This window comes from Kitasatospora sp. NPDC059408, from assembly GCF_042751525.1.
In the GTDB taxonomy this organism is placed as follows: domain Bacteria; phylum Actinomycetota; class Actinomycetes; order Streptomycetales; family Streptomycetaceae; genus Kitasatospora.
This window is the reverse complement of sequence record NZ_JBHYWI010000011.1, coordinates 91,383-108,999: the sequence shown is the minus strand read 5'-3', so window position 1 is coordinate 108,999 and position 17,617 is coordinate 91,383. Positions and strand designations below refer to the sequence as shown.

Genomic DNA, 17,617 nt, shown 5'->3' with positions numbered 1-17,617 from the left:
GGGGCGAGCGAAGGGGTGAGCCGGTGAGGTGTTTCCACCGAGCCGTCCTGCTGCGGGCGGCGGCGGCCGCCCTGGCCCTCGGCGCCGCCGTCGGGGCGCACTCCGAGGTCGGGCACGCGCTGGCCAGGGCCGCCGTCGAGCGGGCCGAGCGGGACGCGTCCGTGTGCGCCGAGGCGGCCCGCTGGGAGGCCGCCGCGCGGGACTCCCACCGGTACCACGAGAGCCGGACGGACCTCGTCGACCCGGGGCGTCCGCTGATCTGCCGGTAGCGTGCCGGGCCCGCCCCATTCGTATGACAGTTCGGGCGTAATCGGACGAGCCGTCACCAGCCGTCACTCATACGGCTTAATTCCTGAATACGGAGAAACCGGGCTTCATCCCCTACGGTTCGTCAGGAAGTGAACGATTTTCCCGAGGGGGGTTCCCTGATGGCCGGCCCGGCAGCGCAGCCCGGCGAATCCGTGTCCGCGGACTCCGCGCCGCCCGGGCGCCGGCCCGCGCCGGTGTGGACGCAGTGGGCCGGCACCGCCGTCCGGCTCGGGCTCGCCGTGGTGTGGGGCTGGGCCGGGCTGGCCAAGATCGCCGACCCGGCGGAGGCCGCCCAGGCCGTCCGCGCCTACGAGATCCTGCCGGAGGGGCTGGTCAAGCCGATCGGCTACGGGCTGCCCTTCCTGGAGCTGGCGCTCGCCCTGCTGCTGGTGATCGGCCTCGGCGTCCGGCTGGTCGCCGCCGTCTCCGCGCTGCTGCTGCTCACCTTCATCGCCGGGATCGGCTCGGCCTGGGCGCGCGGCATCTCCATCGACTGCGGGTGCTTCGGCGGCGGGGGGCACGTGGACGCGTCGCAGACCGAGTACCTGCAGGAGATCCTGCGCGACACCGGGTTCCTGCTGCTGGCCGGGTGGCTGCTGTGGCGGCCCCGCACCAAGTTCTCGGCGGACGGCTGGCTGACCAGCTGACCGCCCGGCGCCCACCACACCCCAACCCCCGACCGAGGTCCTCCCCGATGGATGTCAAGGCAATGAGCGAGAAGAACCGAGAAGGCAAGCGCACCGCCCGCGAGCGGATGCAGGCGCAGCGGGCGGCCGACGAGGCCGCCGGGCGGCGCAGGAAGAAGCTCATCGTCGGCGGCTCGGTGCTCGCGGTGATCGCCGCCGCGGTCGTCGTCGGCGTCGTGGTGCAGAACCAGCGCTCCAAGCCGGAGACCCCGGCCGCCGCCCCGGCCGGGACGGTCGGCGACAAGAACCTCGTCATCCCGGTCGGCTCCGCCGACGCCCCCTCCGTCCTCACGGTGTACGAGGACCCGCGCTGCCCCGCCTGCGGCATGTTCGAGCGCGAGTTCTCCTCGACCATCGACCAGCTGGAGGACCAGGGCAAGATCTACACCAACGCCCACATCGTCTCGTTCATCGACCGCGCGCTTCCCGGCAAAGGCTCCAAGAACGGGGCCAACGCCCTGGCCTGCGCCCAGGACGCCGGGCACTTCCGGGACTTCCACGACGTCCTCTACCGCAACCAGCCGGACGAGACCAACGACGCCTTCGGCAACAAGGCCGTCCTGCTCAACCTCGCCAAGCAGGTCAACGGCCTGGACACGCCCGCCTTCGAGGCCTGCGTCAACGACAACAAGTTCGGCGGGTGGGTGTCCGCGGTGCAGCAGGACTTCGACAAGTCCAGCTTCAAGTCGACCCCGACCGTGCTGCTCAACGGCCAGCCGATCTACCCGAAGAACGGCACCGAGGAGATCACCCCGGCGAACCTGGCGAAGTGGGTGGACGCCGCCAACCAGGGCAAGCAGCCCGGCACCCCGGGCACCAACGGGCAGACGCCGGCCCCCACCAGCGCCGCTTCGGAGGCCAACAACCCGTCGCCGAACGCCGGCTGAGCCTCCCGCGCCGCCCGCCGCCGCCGTCCCCTCCCCGTCCGGAGGGGGCGGCGGCCGGCCGTCGTGGGCGGCCCCGCCCCCTGTTGTTCGGTTTCTGTGACCCCTGGGGTGTCCGGCGGGGGCCGCCGACCCTGTAGCGTCGGAGCTGTCATGGATATCGCCTTCATTCCCAGCCCGTCGCGGGGCGTCCTCCACCTCGGACCCGTCCCGCTGCGCGCCTACGCCTTCTGCATCATCCTCGGTGTCGTCGTCGCCGTCTGGCTCGGCAGCAAGCGCTGGGTCGCCCGGGGCGGTGCCAAGCACACGGTCGGTGACATCGCCGTGTGGGCCGTGCCGTTCGGCCTCGTCGGCGGCCGGCTGTACCACGTGATCACCGATCACCAGCTGTACTTCGGCGACGGCCGCAACCCCTGGAACGCCTTCAAGATCTGGGAGGGCGGCCTCGGCATCTGGGGCGCGGTCGCGCTGGGCGCGGTCGGCGCCTGGATCGGCTGCCGCCGCCGGGGCGTGCCGCTGCCCGCGTACGCCGACGCCATCGCGCCGGGCATCGCGCTCGCGCAGGCGATGGGGCGCTGGGGCAACTACTTCAACCAGGAGCTGTTCGGCCGGCCGACCACGCTCCCGTGGGGCCTGGAGATCGCGCCCGCCCACCGTCCGGCCGCCACGCCCGACGCCGCCACCTACCACCCCACCTTTCTGTACGAGTCGCTGTGGTGCATCGGGGTCGCGCTGCTGGTGATCTGGGCGGACCGGCGGTTCAAGCTGGGCCACGGCCGGGCGTTCGCGCTGTACGTGGCCGCGTACACGGTGGGCCGGTTCTGGACCGAGTGGCTGCGGGTCGACGAGGCGCACGTCTACTTCGGCCTGCGGCTGAACGACTGGACGTCCATCGTGGTGTTCATCGGCGCCGTGGCGTACTTCCTGATCGTCGGCAAGAAGCGGCCCGGCCGCGAGGACCCGGCGAGCATCGACCCGGCCGCGCACGAGGAGGAGGCCGTGATCGCGGACAAGGCCGAGACCGCCAGCAAGGCCGAGACCGTGGGCAAGGCCGATGGTTCGGGCAAGGCCAAGGGGTCGGGCAAGGCCGAGACCGCGGGCACGGCAGAGGCGGGCGAGAAGAAGGCCGCCCCGTCCGAGAAGGTCGCCGGAGCCGGTGAGACCGCCGAGTTGTCTCGGCATGCGGACGATGAGCCGGGCGCCGAGAAGGCCGCCGCGACCGCCGAGAAGGCCGGCAAGGACGTCGAGAACCCGATCTGACCTGGGGCGTTCCCCGCAGTGAGGCCACCCTTCGCACCGCCTGCGAAGGGTGGCCTCAGTGCTGTTCGGACAGCCTTACTTTGCTGGAAATGCCCAGGTCAACCCGGCTACGTTCGAGTCAGACGAACGAAGACGGAGGGGCAGAACCGTGAGCGCGACCATCCTTGAGCCCGAGGCCGGGCAGCACCCCCGCATACCCGCGGCGGACCACCACCGGGACGTCAACGGCGGCTGGCTGCGGCCCGCGGTGTTCGGCGCGGTCGACGGCCTCGTCTCCAACTTCGCGTTGATGACCGGTGTGGTCGGCGGTGCGGCGTCCAACGGCACGGTGATCCTCACCGGCCTCGCCGGGCTGGCGGCCGGTGCCTGCTCGATGGCGGCGGGGGAGTACACCTCGGTGGCCTCGCAGCGCGAGCTCGTCCAGGCCGAGATCGAGGCCGAGCGGCTGGAGCTGAGCCGCAACCCGCACGGGGAGCTGGCCGAGCTCGCCCAGCTGTACGTCTCGCGCGGGGTGGACCCGGACCTCGCCCACGAGGTGGCCCGGCAGCTGTCCGCGAACCCGGACCAGGCGCTGGAGATCCACGCCCGCGAGGAACTGGGCATCGACCCCAACGACCTGCCGTCGCCGCTGGTCGCCGCCGCGTCCTCCTTCGTGTGCTTCGCGCTCGGCGCCCTGCTGCCGCTCCTGCCGTACCTGCTGGGCGCGACGACGCTGCTGCCCGCCATGCTGCTCGCGGCGGCCGGGCTGTTCGGCTGCGGCGCCGTGGTGGCCCGTGTGACGGCGCGCAGCTGGTGGTACAGCGGGCTGCGGCAGCTCGTGCTGGGCGGCGCGGCCGCGGGGGTGACGTACCTGCTGGGCTGGCTCATCGGCGGGCACGTGGGCTGACCCGGGGAGGCGGGCGGCGGGCTGTGGGATGACACAGACCCTTGCATGACTATGCCGGTGAATGCGTGACGTTCCGCACATGGCTGTCGCGCATGGCCTGGCCTAGTCTCACCATCCGAGCCCTGGAGCCGCAGATTCGCATCTGCGACGCGGCCCCGGGAAAGGATTCGCAGGCGACCTTGATCGCCTTGTGTGGCGGTCCGGTTTCGCCCCTGTTTCGGGCGGCCGACCGCCGGGCACAATCGTCGGGACGTGCACTGTGGCGCGTCCCTTCACCCACCCCGTGACCTGCGGATCCGTCCACCATGCGGACGAGGCATTCCGCTTCCCGGGATCTTGGGCATCATGTAACTTGCACGAAATCGTTTCACCGCATCAGGGCCAACGTCGTCCCTACGTGCACCAACTTGCCGAAAGACGACGACGGGAGAGCCGATGCTGTCTGCATCCATGCACTCCGCAAACGAGCCCCAGGCCGGCGCCGCCCGCCCGCCGTACGCGCTCGTTCCGGATGCGCGACCTGCTGCTCAGGGCCTGTACGACCCGCGAAACGAGCACGACGCCTGCGGCGTCGGTTTCGTCGCCACGCTGACCGGCATCGCCGACCACACCATCGTCGAGCAGGCGCTGACCGTCCTGCGCAACCTGGAGCACCGCGGCGCCACCGGCGCCGAGCCCGACTCCGGCGACGGCGCCGGCATCCTCACCCAGATCCCGGACGCCTTCCTGCGCGCCAAGGTCTCCTTCGAGCTCCCGGCCGCCGGCTCCTACGCCGTCGGCATCGCCTTCCTGCCGGACGAGGACGCGGCGGCCGCCGCCGCCGTCGCGCAGATCGAGGCCATCGCCGCCGAGGAGGACCTCACCGTCCTCGGCTGGCGCGACGTGCCCGTCACCCCCGACCTCCTCGGCGCGACCGCGCGCAGCGTGATGCCCCGCTTCCGCCAGGTCTTCCTGTCGCACGCCGGCAAGGCCGGGGTCGAGCTCGACCGGATCGCCTTCGTCGTCCGCAAGCGCGCCGAGCGCGAGGCCGGCGTCTACTTCCCGTCGCTGTCCGCCCGCACCATCGTCTACAAGGGCATGCTGACCACCGGCCAGCTGGAGCCCTTCTTCCCCGACCTGTCGGACCGCACCTACGCGTCCGCCATCGGCCTGGTGCACTCGCGGTTCTCCACCAACACCTTCCCGAGCTGGCCGCTCGCCCACCCGTACCGCTTCGTCGCGCACAACGGCGAGATCAACACGGTCAAGGGCAACCGCAACTGGATGCGCGCCCGCGAGTCCCAGCTCGCCACCGACGTCATCCCCGGCGACCTGAGCCGGATCTTCCCGGTCTGCACCCCGGACCACTCCGACTCGGCCTCCTTCGACGAGGTCCTGGAGCTGCTCCACCTCGGCGGCCGGTCGCTGCCGCACTCGGTGCTGATGATGATCCCGGAGGCGTGGGAGAACCACGCCACCATGGACCCGGCCCGCCGCGCGTTCTACCAGTACCACTCCAACCTCATGGAGCCCTGGGACGGCCCGGCCTGCGTCACCTTCACCGACGGCACCCGGATCGGCGCCGTGCTCGACCGCAACGGCCTGCGCCCGGCCCGCTACTGGGTCACCGAGGACGGCCTGGTCGTGCTCTCCTCCGAGGTCGGCGTCCTCGACCTCGACCAGCAGAAGGTCGTCCAGAAGGGCCGCCTCCAGCCCGGCAAGATGTTCCTGGTCTGCCTCAACGAGAACCGGATCGTCCCGGACGAGGAGATCAAGGCCGGCCTGGCCGCCGAGCACCCCTACGAGGAGTGGGTCACCGCCGGGCAGATCCAGCTCGCCAAGCTCCCCGAGCGCGAGCACATCGCCCACACCCACGCCTCCGTCACCCGCCGCCAGCAGACCTTCGGCTACACCGAGGAGGAGCTGCGGGTCATCCTCGCGCCGATGGCGAAGACCGGCGCCGAGGCGCTCGGCTCGATGGGCACCGACTCGCCGATCGCCGCGCTCAGCGAGAAGCCGCGCCTGCTCTTCGACTACTTCGTGCAGCTCTTCGCGCAGGTCACCAACCCGCCGCTGGACGCCATCCGCGAGGAGCTCGTCACCTCGCTGCTCAGCAACCTCGGCCCCGAGGGCAACCTGCTGGCCGCCGAGGCCGCCGCCTGCCGCTCGGTCGGCATCACCTTCCCGGTGATCGACAACGACGAGCTGGCCAAGCTCGTCCACATCAACGCCGACGGGGACCAGCCCGGCCTCAAGGCCGTCACGCTGTCCGGCCTCTACAAGGTCGCCAGCGGCGGCGAGGGCCTGGCCGCGCGCCTGGCCGGGATCGCCGCCGAAGCCGACGCCGCGATCGCCGACGGCGCCCGCATCATCGTGCTCTCCGACCGCCACTCGGACGCCGAGCACGCCCCGATCCCCTCGCTGCTGCTCACCTCCGCGATCCACCACCACCTCATCCGCACCAAGCAGCGCACCCAGGTGTCCCTGCTGGTCGAGGCCGGTGACGTCCGCGAGGTGCACCACGTCGCGCTGCTGGTCGGCTACGGCGCCGGCGCGGTCAACCCGTACCTGGCGATGGAGTCCGTCGAGGACCTCGTCGCCCAGGGCGTCTTCATCCAGGGCGTCGAGCCCGAGAAGGCCATCCGGAACCTGATCAAGGCGCTCGGCAAGGGCGTGCTCAAGGTCATGTCCAAGATGGGCATCTCGACCGTCGCCTCCTACCGCGGCGCCCAGGTCTTCGAGGCCATCGGCCTCTCGCACGAGCTGGTCGACGGCTACTTCGCCGGCACCACCACCAAGCTCGGCGGCATCGGCCTGGACGAGATCGCCAAGGAGACCGCCGCCCGCCACGCCAAGGCCTACCCGGCCTCCGGCATCCCCGCCGCGCACCGCGCGCTGGAGATCGGCGGCGAGTACCAGTGGCGCCGCGAGGGCGAGCCGCACCTGTTCGACCCGGACACCGTCTTCCGGCTCCAGCACTCCACCCGCAACCGCCGGTACGACATCTTCAAGCAGTACACGGACCGGGTGAACGAGCAGTCCGAGCGCCTCATGACGCTGCGCGGCCTGTTCCGGCTCGACGCGCTCGGCCGCGAGGCCGTCCCGGTCGAGGAGGTCGAGCCGGTCTCCGAGATCGTCAAGCGCTTCTCCACCGGCGCCATGTCCTACGGCTCGATCTCCCGCGAGGCGCACGAGACCCTCGCCATCGCGATGAACCGCCTCGGCGGCAAGTCCAACACCGGTGAGGGCGGCGAGGACCCGGACCGCCTGTACGACCCCGAGCGCCGCTCGGCGATCAAGCAGGTCGCGTCCGGCCGCTTCGGCGTCACCTCCGAGTACCTGGTCAACGCCGACGACATCCAGATCAAGATGGCCCAGGGCGCCAAGCCCGGCGAGGGCGGCCAGCTGCCCGGCCACAAGGTCTACCCGTGGGTCGCCAGCACGCGGCACTCCACCCCGGGCGTCGGCCTCATCTCGCCGCCGCCGCACCACGACATCTACTCCATCGAGGACCTCGCCCAGCTGATCCACGACCTCAAGAACGCCAACCCGGCCGCCCGCATCCACGTGAAGCTGGTGTCCGAGGTCGGCGTCGGGACGGTCGCGGCGGGCGTCTCCAAGGCGCACGCGGACGTCGTCCTCGTGTCGGGCCACGACGGCGGCACCGGCGCCTCGCCGCTCACCTCGCTCAAGCACGCCGGCGGCCCCTGGGAGCTCGGCCTCGCCGAGACCCAGCAGACCCTGCTGCTCAACGGGCTGCGCGACCGCATCGTCGTCCAGACCGACGGCCAGCTGAAGACCGGGCGCGACGTCGTCATCGCCGCGCTGCTCGGCGCCGAGGAGTTCGGCTTCGCGACCGCCCCGCTCGTCGTCTCCGGCTGCATCATGATGCGGGTCTGCCACCTGGACACCTGCCCGGTCGGCGTCGCCACCCAGAACCCGGTGCTGCGCGACCGGTTCTCCGGCAAGCCCGAGTTCGTCGTCAACTTCTTCGAGTTCATCGCCGAGGAGGTCCGGGAGATCCTGGCCTCGCTGGGCTTCCGCTCGATCGAGGAGGCCGTCGGCCACGCCGAGCACATCAACTCCCAGGCCGCCGTCGACCACTGGAAGGCCGCCGGGCTCGACCTGGCGCCGCTCTTCCACGTCCCCGAGCTGCCCGAGGGCGCCGTGCGCCACTGCACCACCACGCAGGACCACGCGCTCGACAAGGCCCTCGACAACCAGCTGATCACCCTCGCCGAGGACGCCCTGGAGCGCGGCGAGACCGTCCGCATCCAGCTGCCGATCCGCAACGTCAACCGGACGGTCGGCACCATGCTCGGCCACGAGGTGACCAGGCGCTACCGCGGCGAGGGCCTGCCCGAGGGCACCATCGACGTCACCTTCACCGGCTCCGCCGGGCAGTCGTTCGGGGCCTTCGTGCCCCGCGGCGTCACCCTGCGCCTGGAGGGCGACGCCAACGACTACGTCGGCAAGGGCCTGTCCGGCGGCGTCGTCGTCGTCCGCCCGGCCCGCGAGGCCGCGGCCATCGGCAACGACGCGCAGAACCACGTCATCGCCGGCAACACCATCGGCTACGGCGCCACCTCGGGCCGGATCCACCTGCGCGGCAAGGCCGGTGAGCGCTTCGCCGTCCGCAACTCCGGCGCCACCCTCGTCGTCGAGGGCGTGGGCGACCACGGCCTGGAGTACATGACCGGCGGGCGGGTCGTCGTCCTCGGCGAGACCGGGCGCAACCTCGCGGCCGGCATGTCCGGCGGCATCGCCTACGTCCTCGACCTGCGCCCCGCGAACGTCAACGACGGCATGGTGGGCATCGAGGCCCCCACCGCCGACGACCGCGAGTGGCTGCGCGAGACCGTGCAGCAGCACTACGAGGAGACCGGCTCCACCGTCGCCGCCGAACTCCTGGCCGACTGGGGCAGCGGGGTCTCCCGCTTCTCCAAGATCATGCCGACCGACTACAAGGCAGTGCTCGCCGCCAAGGACGCCGCTGAGCGCGATGGCCTCTCCGAGGCCGAGACCACTCGCAAGATGATGGAGGCGGCACATGGCTGACCCCAAGGGCTTCCTGACCACGCCCAAGCAGCTGGCCGAGCGCCGTCCCGTGGACGTCCGTCTGCGGGACTGGAACGAGGTCTACGTCGAACGCAGCCTCCTGCCGATCATCACCAAGCAGGCCGGCCGCTGCATGGACTGCGGCATCCCGTTCTGCCACAACGGCTGCCCGCTCGGGAACCTCATCCCCGAGTGGAACGACCTCGCCTACCGGGACGACTTCGTCGGCGCGATCGAGCGGCTGCACGCGACCAACAACTTCCCGGAGTTCACGGGCCGCCTGTGCCCGGCCCCGTGCGAGTCCGCGTGCGTCCTCGGCATCAACCAGGACGCGGTGACCATCAAGAACGTCGAGGTCACCATCATCGACAAGGCGTGGGACCGCGGCGGCGTCACCCCGCAGATCCCCGAGCGCCTCTCCGGCAAGACCGTCGCCGTCGTCGGCTCCGGCCCGGCCGGCCTCGCCGCCGCCCAGCAGCTCACCCGGGCCGGGCACACCGTGGTGGTGTACGAGCGCGCCGACCGCATCGGCGGCCTGCTGCGCTACGGCATCCCCGAGTTCAAGATGGAGAAGCGCCACATCAACCGCCGCGTCGAGCAGATGCGCGCGGAGGGCACCCGCTTCCGCACCGGCGTCCACGTCGGCGAGGACATCACCGGGCAGCAGCTGCGCGAGCGCTTCGACGCCGTCGTCGTCGCCGCCGGCGCCACCACGGCCCGCGACCTGCCGGTGCCCGGGCGCGAGCTCAAGGGCGTCTACCAGGCCATGGAGTACCTGCCGCTGGCCAACAAGGTGCAGGAGGGCGACTTCGTCGAGTCGCCGGTCAGCGCCAAGGGCAAGCACGTCGTCGTCATCGGCGGCGGCGACACCGGCGCCGACTGCGTCGGCACCGCGCACCGGCAGGGGGCGGCCTCCGTCACCCAGCTGGAGATCATGCCGCGCCCGGGCGAGGACCGGCCCGGGCACCAGCCCTGGCCGACCATGCCGATGACGTACAAGGTCACCTCCGCGCACGAGGAGGGCGGCGAGCGGATCTACTCCGTGAGCACCACCCACCTCAGCGGCGACGAGGAGGGCAACGTCCAGGAGCTGCACCTCGTCGAGGTGGAGTTCAAGGACGGGAAGTTCGAGCAGGTCCCCGGCACCGAGCGGGCCATCCCGGCGCAGCTGGTCACCCTGGCCATGGGCTTCACCGGGACGGACGTGAAGAACGGGCTCGTCGAGCAGCTGGGGGTGGACCTCGACGCGCGCGGTAACATTGGCCGCGACGGCCGGTTCGCCACCAATGTCGATGGCGTGTACGTCTGCGGAGACGCCGGCCGTGGCCAGTCCCTGATCGTCTGGGCCATCGCGGAGGGCCGTTCGGCCGCCGCGGCGGTGGACAAGTACCTCGGTGGCAAGACCCCGCTTCCGGCCCCGATCCGGCCCACCGACCGCCCGCTCGTGGTCTGACGGTCCGACCGGCCCCCTGAACCCCCGGCACCGCATTGCCGGGAGCTCAACCCGCTGCCCCCGCCAGCGTCGTCGGGCCAATGCGGTCTCCTGGCGCTCGCCCCCTTCCCCGACCAGTTGGGGGGCGAGCGCCGACGCGTTTTCTGCGTGAAGTCTCTTCTGCCGCACGGTGGTTGGTGGGTTTCGGCCACGGGGTGGGGCGCGTTCCGCTTCGTCACGGGCGCAGCAGCAGGTCCGCCGCCCCGGTACGGGTGTACAGGACGGTGCGGCCGGTGCGGTGGCGGGCCAGGAGGCCGGCGTCGTGCAGGGCGCCCAGGTGGTGGGAGACGTTCGGGGCGGACAGGCCGGTCCGGGCGGCGAGCTCGGTGGTCGAGGCGGGGGAGTCCAGCTCGGCGAGCAGCCGGGCGCGGGTGCGGCCGAGCACGCGGGCCAGGCCCTCGGGGACGGGGGTGGCCGCCGCCTCCCACAGCGTCGCGACCCCGCGCGGCGGGTAGACCAGGGCGGGCTGCCACGGCGGGTTCTGCTGGGAGAACACGCCCGGCCAGGCGAAGACCGTCGGCAGCAGGACCAGGCCGCGCTCACCGTCCAGCCGCCGGTGGACGTCGATCCGGTGCCCGATCCGCAGGGTGTCGTGCTCCCAGGACACCCGCGGGTGCAGGTCCGCGAAGAGCGCCGCCGGGCCGCCCGCCGACATCTGCCGGCCGCGGCGCAGGACCTCCCCGTCGACGAGCCGCTGCATCCGCGGCCAGTGCGGGGCGATCGCCGCATCCCAGTACGCCCGTACCTCGGCCGTCAGCCGCTCCAGGCCGGCCTCCGGGTCCCGCGCCAACTCGGCGACCAGCGGGTGGAGTTCGCCGTCGAGCCGGCCGAGGTCGCGGCGCACCACGGCCGGGTCGGTGGCCGCCAGCACGGCCGTCTGCCCCTCGAACGTCCCGTCCGCGTCCGGCGGCACCGGGGTCAGGAAGTCCGGCACGTACACCGTCGGCAGCCGCACCAGCGCCGACAACAGCTCCCAGCCGACCCCCTCCAGCCGCTGCCGGGCCCCGCGCACCCACGGCAGGTGCGCGGCCTGCCGGCCCGGGTCCTTGAGCACCTCGACGCTCGTCACGACCTCGGTCAGCGGGGAACGGGCGAAGCGCGTGCGGGCCAGGTCCTGCGCCGAGAACTCCCAGGTCAGCACGGGCACCTCCGGTGAGGATTCGATCCTGGTGGAATCAGTGGGCGGTGGCGATCATGCCAGGGACGCTCGGTCCATGACCACCGTCACCGCGCCCCCGCTGCGCGACCGCCTCGGCCTGCCCGCCACCGCCGGCCGCGCCCGCCTGATCGGCGCCCACGTCATCGACAGCCTCGGCACCGGACTGATCCTCGCCTTCACCCTCGTCTACTTCGCGGGCACCACCGGCCTGTCCGTCGCCGCCGTCGGCGCCGCCGTCTCCACCGCGCGCCTGCTCGCCCTGCCCACCGCCGTCGCCGTCGGCCCGCTGCTCGACCGGTACGGCGCCCGCGCGGTCGCCACCGCCGGCAACGCGCTCTCCGCCCTCGCCTACGGCGGCTTCCTGCTCGCCCACCAGGCCTGGCAGATCGTGCTGGTCTGCCTGCTCGCCCAGGCCGGCCACGCCGCCTACTGGACCTCCAGCACCGGCCTGGTCGTCCTCGCCGCCGACGAGGGGCAGCGCCCGCGCTGGTTCGCGCTCGTCCAGACCCTGCGCAACGCCGGACTCGGCCTCGGCGGCGCGCTCGGCGCCGTCCTGGTCGCCGACGGCGGCGCCCTGCGGCTCCTGGTCGGGCTCAACGCGGCCAGCTACGCCCTCGCCGCGGCCCTGCTGGCCACCTGGCGGCCCGCCGGGGCCGCCCTGCCCCCGCAGGCCCGCACGGCCGCCTCCGGCGGCTACGGCGCCGTCCTGCGCGACCGGCGCTACCTGCTGCTGATCGCCGTCAACCTGACCTTCGTCCTCGCCTCGATGGTCCTCAGCGTGCTGCTCGCCGCCTACCTCACCGCCGGCCTGCACCGCGACGCGTGGACGGCCGGCGCGCTGCTCGTCCTCAACGGCGTCCAGGTGGTGCTCACCCAGAACGCCGTCGCCCGCCGGCTCGAACGCTTCCGCCCCACCCGGGTCGTCGCCGCCGGCGCCCTGCTCAACGCGCTCGCCTTCGGCCTCTTCGCCCTCGTCGCCGCCGCCCCCGGCTGGGCCGTCCTCGCCGGACTCTTCGCCGCCATGGCCGTCTACAACCTCGCCGAGACCGTCGCCACCCCCTTCCGCGAGGATCTCAGCGTCTCCCTCGCCGACCCCGAGCGGCGCGGCCGCTACCTCGCCCTCTACCAACTCTCCTGGAACGTCGGCCAGGCCGTCGCCCCCGCCCTGCTCACCCTGCTCCTCGCCCGCGCCGCCGCCCTGCCCTGGCTCTTCCTGCTCGCCCTCAGCGCCGCCGCCGTGCCCGCGCTGCTACGGCTGGAACGCACCGCCTGACGGACTGTTGTTCGTCGGTGCCAGATGGCAGACTGCGGCCGACGGCCGGGGGGCTGCGCGAGTGCGGAGGTTGACGCGATGAGCACGACTCAGGCAGGCGGAGGCGCGACGGTGCGGCGCCTGCTGCTGGGATCACACCTGCGCAAACTCCGCGAGGCCAGGGGCGTCAGCCGCGAGGAGGCCGGCTACTCGATCCGCGCCTCCGAGTCCAAGATCAGCCGCATGGAGCTCGGCCGCGTCGGCTTCAAGGAACGCGACGTCGCCGACCTGCTCACCCTCTACGGCGTCGACGCCGAACACGAGCGGGCCGGCGTCCTCGGCCTCGTCCGCGACGCCAACGCCACCTCCTGGTGGCACGGCTACGGCGACGTGCTGCCCCCCTGGTTCCAGAACTACGTCGGCCTGGAGGAGGCCGCCACCGAGATCCGCAGCTACGAGGTCCAGTTCGTCCACGGGCTCCTCCAGACCCCCGACTACGCCCGCGCCGTCATCGCCGCCGGCGGCCACGTCACCGAACCCGACGAGATCGAACGCCGCGTCGAGGTCCGCCTCAAACGCCAGGCCGTCCTCACCGCCGACCGCGCCCCCCACCTGCTCGCCGTCCTCGACGAGGCCGCGCTGCGCCGCCCCTGGGGCGGACCGGAACTGATGCGGGCCCAGATCGACCGGATGCTCGACCTCACCGACCTGCCCAACGTCGACCTCCAGGTGATGCCGCTGGGCTTCGGCGGACTGCGCGCCGAGGGCGGCGCGTTCACCGTGCTCGGCTTCGCCGAACCCGAACTGCCCGACGTCGTCTACCTGGAGCAGTTCACCACCGCGCTCTACCTCGACAAGCCCGCCGAGGTCGCCGAGTACACCGGCGCCATGGAAGGCCTCCTCGCCGACAGCCTCGGCGCCGAACCGACCCGGGAACTTCTGCGCTCCGTACGCCAAGAGCTTTAGTCCATCAGTACGATGAGCACCGATCAGATCTGATCAAAGGCGTTCCACACCGAACCGTGCCAGGCGCGATCTCCTGGGCACGCGTCTCAGGCACGAGAGGGATCGGATGTCGTACTTCTCCGAGTTGGCGGCGCAGTACATCGACGGCGAATGGCTGGCCGGCGACGGCTCCTGGGACATCGTCGACGTCGACCCCTACACCGGCGACAAACTCGCCACCGTCACCGTCGCCACCGTCGAACAGGTCGACCGGGCCTACCGCGCCGCCGCCCGCGCCCAGAAGGAATGGGCCGCCACCAACCCCTACGCCCGCCGGCTCGTGTTCGAGCGCGCGCTGCGCCTCGTCGAGGAGCGCGAGGACGAGATCACCCGCGCCATCATGGCCGAACTCGGCGGTACCGCCCTCAAGGCCGGCTTCGAACTCTCCCTCACCAAGGACATGCTGCGCGAGTGCATGCAGCTCTCCCTGCTCGCCGAGGGCCGCCTGCTGCCCTCGCCCGTCGACGGCAAGGAGAACCGCCTCTACCGGCTGCCCGTCGGCGTCGTCGGCGTGATCAGCCCGTTCAACTTCCCGCTGTTCCTGTCCCTCAAGGCCGTCGGTCCCGCCCTCGCGCTCGGCAACGGCGTCGTGCTCAAGCCGCACCAGGAGACCCCGGTCGTCGGCGGCACCCTCCTCGCCAAGATCTTCGCCGACGCCGGACTGCCCGCCGGGCTGCTCAACGTCGTCGTCACCGACATCGCCGAGATCGGCGACGCCTTCATCGAGCACCCGGTGCCCAAGGTCATCTCCTTCACCGGCTCGGACAAGGTCGGCCGCCACGTCGCCACCGTCGCCGCCTCCCACTTCAAGCGCACCGTCCTCGAACTCGGCGGCAACAGCGCCCTCGTCGTCCTCGACGACGCGGACCTCGACTACGCCGTCGACGCCGCCGTGTTCAGCCGCTTCGCCCACCAGGGCCAGGTCTGCATGGCCGCCAACCGGGTGCTCGTCGACCGCGGCGTCGTCGCCGAGTTCACCGAGAAGTTCGTCGCCAAGATCGCCTCGCTCACCGTCGGCGACCCCAGGGACCCGGCCACCCAGATCGGCCCGCTCATCAACCCCGTCCAGGCCGACTCCATCAACGCCCAGGTCGACCAGGCCGTCGAGGCCGGCGCCACCGTCCTCCTGCGCGGCGCCACCGTCGGCAGCCTCATGGACCCCGTCGTCCTCACCGACGTCCCCGCGGACTCGCCCATCCTCCAGCGCGAACTCTTCGGCCCCGTCGTCCTCGTGGTGCCCGTCGACGGCGAGGACGAGGCCGTCCGCATCGCCAACGACACCCCCTTCGGCCTCAGCGGCGCCGTGCACACCGGCGACGTCGAGCGTGGCGTGCGGGTGGCCAAGCGGATCGAGACCGGCATGATCCACGTCAACGACGGGACCATCGCCGACGAGCCGATCGTGCCCTTCGGCGGCGAGAAGAACTCCGGCGTCGGACGGCTCAACGGCGAGTACACGGTCGACGCGTTCACCACGGTGAAGTGGATCTCGATCCAGCACGGGCGCAGCCGCTTCCCGTTCTGATCCGCTGCCGCTGCCGCTGCCGCGGTCAAGCGGCCCGGGCCTCCCGGCGGTAACCGCCGGGAGCCCGCCCGTACTCCCGCTTGAACGCCTTCGCGAACGCGTACTCCGAGCCGTAGCCCGCCTGCGCCGCCACCGCCGTCAGCGGCGCGTCCGACTCCCGCAGCAGACGCGCCGCCGTCGTCATCCGCCACCGCGTCAGGTACGCCATCGGCGGCTCGCCCACCATCGAGCTGAACCGGCGGGCGAACGCCGCCCGGGACAGGCCCGAACGCCCCGCCAGCGCCTCCACCGTCCACGCCGTCGCCGGCGCGCCGTGGATCGCCGCCAGCGCCGGCGCCACCGCCGAATCGCCCAGCGCGGCCGCCCACCCGGCGGCCGTCGCGGGCGGCTGCGCCTCGAACCAGGCGCGCAGGATGTACAGCAGCAGCGCGTCGACCAGCGCCGGCACGATCCCGGCCGAGCCGATCCGCGGGCGCTCCAGCTCGGCGCCCAACAGCCGCACGGCGGCGTCCAGTTCGGGGTGCGAGCCGCGCCCGCTCGCCAGGTGGATCAGCTCCGGCAGCTGGCGCACCAGCGGGTGCGGGCGGCCCTGGTCCAGGTGGTAGCTGCCGCACAGCAGGCTGGTGCGGGCGCCGTCGCCGCCGCCCAGCGAGAGCGTGCCGATCGGCAGGCTCTCCTCCACCCGGTAGGCCGACGCGTCGAGCGCCGGGGTGTCCGGGTGGTCGGCCAGGACGTGGCCCCTGCCGTCCCGCATGAAGACGACGTCCCCCGTGCCGAGCATCAGCGGCTCCGCGCGGCCGTCCTGCGGCACCAGCCAGCACGTGCCGTGCAGCACCACGTGGAACCCGGCGCCCATCACCGGCGGCAGCCGCAGGCCCCAGGGGGCACGGCCCTCGGTGCGGACGGACGCGGGGTGCGCCGTGCGCATCGAGCCCAGCGCCTCGGTCAGGATGTCCAACTCCCGGCCCTTCTCCCCGTTCGTACCGTTCAGTCGACGGTCAGGACGACCTTGCCCCGGACGCTACCGGACGCCACCAGCTCGTGCGCCCGGCCGGCCTCCGCCAGCGGGAACGTCGCCGAGACGTGCGGACGGACCAGGCCCTCGTCCACCAGCGCGGCGATCGCCTCCAGGCCGGCGTAGTCCGGCTCCACCGACACCCCGGCGAAGCGGCGGCCGGCGGCCTCGATCTCGGCGGCGAGGTCCTTGTTCCAGTGCTCCATGATCGTGACCAGCGTGCCGCCGGGCTTCAGCACCTCCAACGCCCTGGTGCCCTCGGAGGACGAGTCGAAGACGACGTCGACGTCCGAGACCGCCTCGGTGTAGTCGGTGGTGCGGTAGTCGATCACCTCGTCCGCACCGAGCCCCTGCACGAACGCGTGCTTGGGCTCGCTCGCCAGCGCGATCACGTACGCGCCGCGGGCCTTGGCGATCTGCACGGCGAGGTGGCCGACGCCGCCCGCGGCCCGGTGGACCAGCACCCGCTGTCCCTTCGTGACGCCGGCCAGGTCCACCAGGCCCTGCCAGGCCGTCAGCGCGGCCAGCGGCAGGGCCGCCGCCTGCACGTGGTCGAGCGTCGCGGGCTTGCGGGCCAGCTGGCGCGAGGGCGCGGCGACGTACTCGGCGTAGCCGGTGGCGGCGCGCGGGAAGAACGGCATCCCGTACACCTCCTCGCCCACCCGGTACCGGGCCCCGGGCGCGGCCTCCTCGACCACCCCGGACACGTCCCACCCGACCCCGAACGGCGGCTCCCCGAGCAGCGGGAACGCCCCCGACCGCACCGCGATGTCCGCCGGGTTCACCGCACTGGCCCGCACCCGCACCAGCACCTCCCCGCTCAACAGCTGCGGCCGCTCCACCTCGGCCACCTCCAGCACCTCGGGCCCGCCGAACGCCTTCTGGATCACTGCACGCATCGAACTCTCCCTGTCCGTGGCCGGCCCGTCCGCCGGGCCGTTCGCGATGCCTCCACGGTAGGGAGATCGAACGAGCGGATGAATATCCTCAAGTCTTCGGAAGATGTCCCGTCGTCTCGTCGGGAGGCTCGATCGATCAGGCGGGATAGCGGAGGCGGGCGTCGGTGGCGAGCTCGAAGCCGAAGGGGGCGGGGATCGGCACGCGGTC

Annotated in this window: 13 protein-coding genes; 10 read left to right on the top strand and 3 right to left on the bottom strand. The window is 72.4% G+C overall.

Translation table 11 applies throughout. The features are described from left to right. Positions 1-23: 23 nt before the first annotated feature. The 7 genes from ACFXDE_RS10440 (at position 24) to ACFXDE_RS10410 (ending at position 10,515) form a co-directional block, all read left to right on the top strand. Positions 24-269 (top strand): hypothetical protein, encoded by a 246-nt coding sequence (locus tag ACFXDE_RS10440; RefSeq protein WP_380492813.1) that lies wholly within the window; start codon positions 24-26, stop codon positions 267-269. A 159-nt stretch (positions 270-428) separates the two neighbouring features. After that, the gene (locus ACFXDE_RS10435) at positions 429-956 is read left to right on the top strand and encodes a MauE/DoxX family redox-associated membrane protein (RefSeq protein WP_380492812.1); all 528 of its coding nucleotides are present in this window, start codon (positions 429-431) and stop codon (positions 954-956) included. A gap of 62 nt (positions 957-1,018) precedes the next feature. Then, the gene (locus ACFXDE_RS10430; RefSeq protein WP_380440522.1) at positions 1,019-1,882 is read left to right on the top strand and encodes a DsbA family protein; all 864 of its coding nucleotides are present in this window, start codon (positions 1,019-1,021) and stop codon (positions 1,880-1,882) included. Positions 1,883-2,032: 150 nt separating this feature from the next. After that, positions 2,033-3,139 (top strand): prolipoprotein diacylglyceryl transferase, encoded by a 1,107-nt coding sequence (gene lgt, locus ACFXDE_RS10425; RefSeq protein ID WP_380492810.1) that lies wholly within the window; start codon positions 2,033-2,035, stop codon positions 3,137-3,139. Positions 3,140-3,287: 148 nt separating this feature from the next. Next, positions 3,288-4,025: a VIT1/CCC1 transporter family protein gene (locus ACFXDE_RS10420; protein ID WP_380440518.1), complete on the top strand. Its 738-nt coding sequence runs from the start codon at positions 3,288-3,290 to the stop codon at positions 4,023-4,025. A 450-nt stretch (positions 4,026-4,475) separates the two neighbouring features. Continuing rightward, positions 4,476-9,062, top strand: a complete 4,587-nt coding sequence (gene gltB / locus ACFXDE_RS10415) for a glutamate synthase large subunit (protein ID WP_380492807.1) — start codon at positions 4,476-4,478, stop codon at positions 9,060-9,062. Beyond that, positions 9,055-10,515 carry a glutamate synthase subunit beta gene (locus ACFXDE_RS10410; RefSeq protein WP_380440515.1) on the top strand — a complete coding sequence of 487 codons (1,461 nt, stop codon included), beginning with the start codon at positions 9,055-9,057 and terminating at the stop codon, positions 10,513-10,515. The genes gltB and ACFXDE_RS10410 overlap by 8 nt, the downstream gene beginning before the upstream one ends. Positions 10,516-10,729: 214 nt before the next feature. Here ACFXDE_RS10410 and ACFXDE_RS10405 read toward each other — a convergent pair whose 3' ends face one another. Further along, a complete protein-coding gene (locus ACFXDE_RS10405; RefSeq protein WP_380492805.1) occupies positions 10,730-11,701 on the bottom strand; it encodes a DUF5937 family protein in 972 nt (323 codons plus the stop codon). Positions 11,702-11,768: 67 nt separating this feature from the next. On the opposite strand from ACFXDE_RS10405, the gene ACFXDE_RS10400 reads away from it, so the two are divergent. The 3 genes from ACFXDE_RS10400 (at position 11,769) to ACFXDE_RS10390 (ending at position 15,495) form a co-directional block, all read left to right on the top strand. Further along, the gene (locus ACFXDE_RS10400; RefSeq protein WP_380492803.1) at positions 11,769-12,986 is read left to right on the top strand and encodes an MFS transporter; all 1,218 of its coding nucleotides are present in this window, start codon (positions 11,769-11,771) and stop codon (positions 12,984-12,986) included. Between the two features lie 78 nt (positions 12,987-13,064). Then, on the top strand, positions 13,065-13,931 hold the full coding sequence (locus ACFXDE_RS10395; RefSeq protein WP_380440509.1) for a helix-turn-helix domain-containing protein: 867 nt from the start codon (positions 13,065-13,067) through the stop codon (positions 13,929-13,931). A 106-nt stretch (positions 13,932-14,037) separates the two neighbouring features. Further along, on the top strand, positions 14,038-15,495 hold the full coding sequence (locus ACFXDE_RS10390; protein WP_380492800.1) for an aldehyde dehydrogenase family protein: 1,458 nt from the start codon (positions 14,038-14,040) through the stop codon (positions 15,493-15,495). Between the two features lie 25 nt (positions 15,496-15,520). On the opposite strand, the gene ACFXDE_RS10385 is transcribed toward ACFXDE_RS10390, so the two are convergent. After that, the gene (locus ACFXDE_RS10385; RefSeq protein WP_380492798.1) at positions 15,521-16,453 is read right to left on the bottom strand and encodes an AraC family transcriptional regulator; all 933 of its coding nucleotides are present in this window, start codon (positions 16,451-16,453) and stop codon (positions 15,521-15,523) included. A gap of 29 nt (positions 16,454-16,482) precedes the next feature. Then, positions 16,483-17,409: an NADP-dependent oxidoreductase gene (locus tag ACFXDE_RS10380; protein ID WP_380492796.1), complete on the bottom strand. Its 927-nt coding sequence runs from the start codon at positions 17,407-17,409 to the stop codon at positions 16,483-16,485. Between the last annotated feature and the right edge of the window lie 208 nt (positions 17,410-17,617).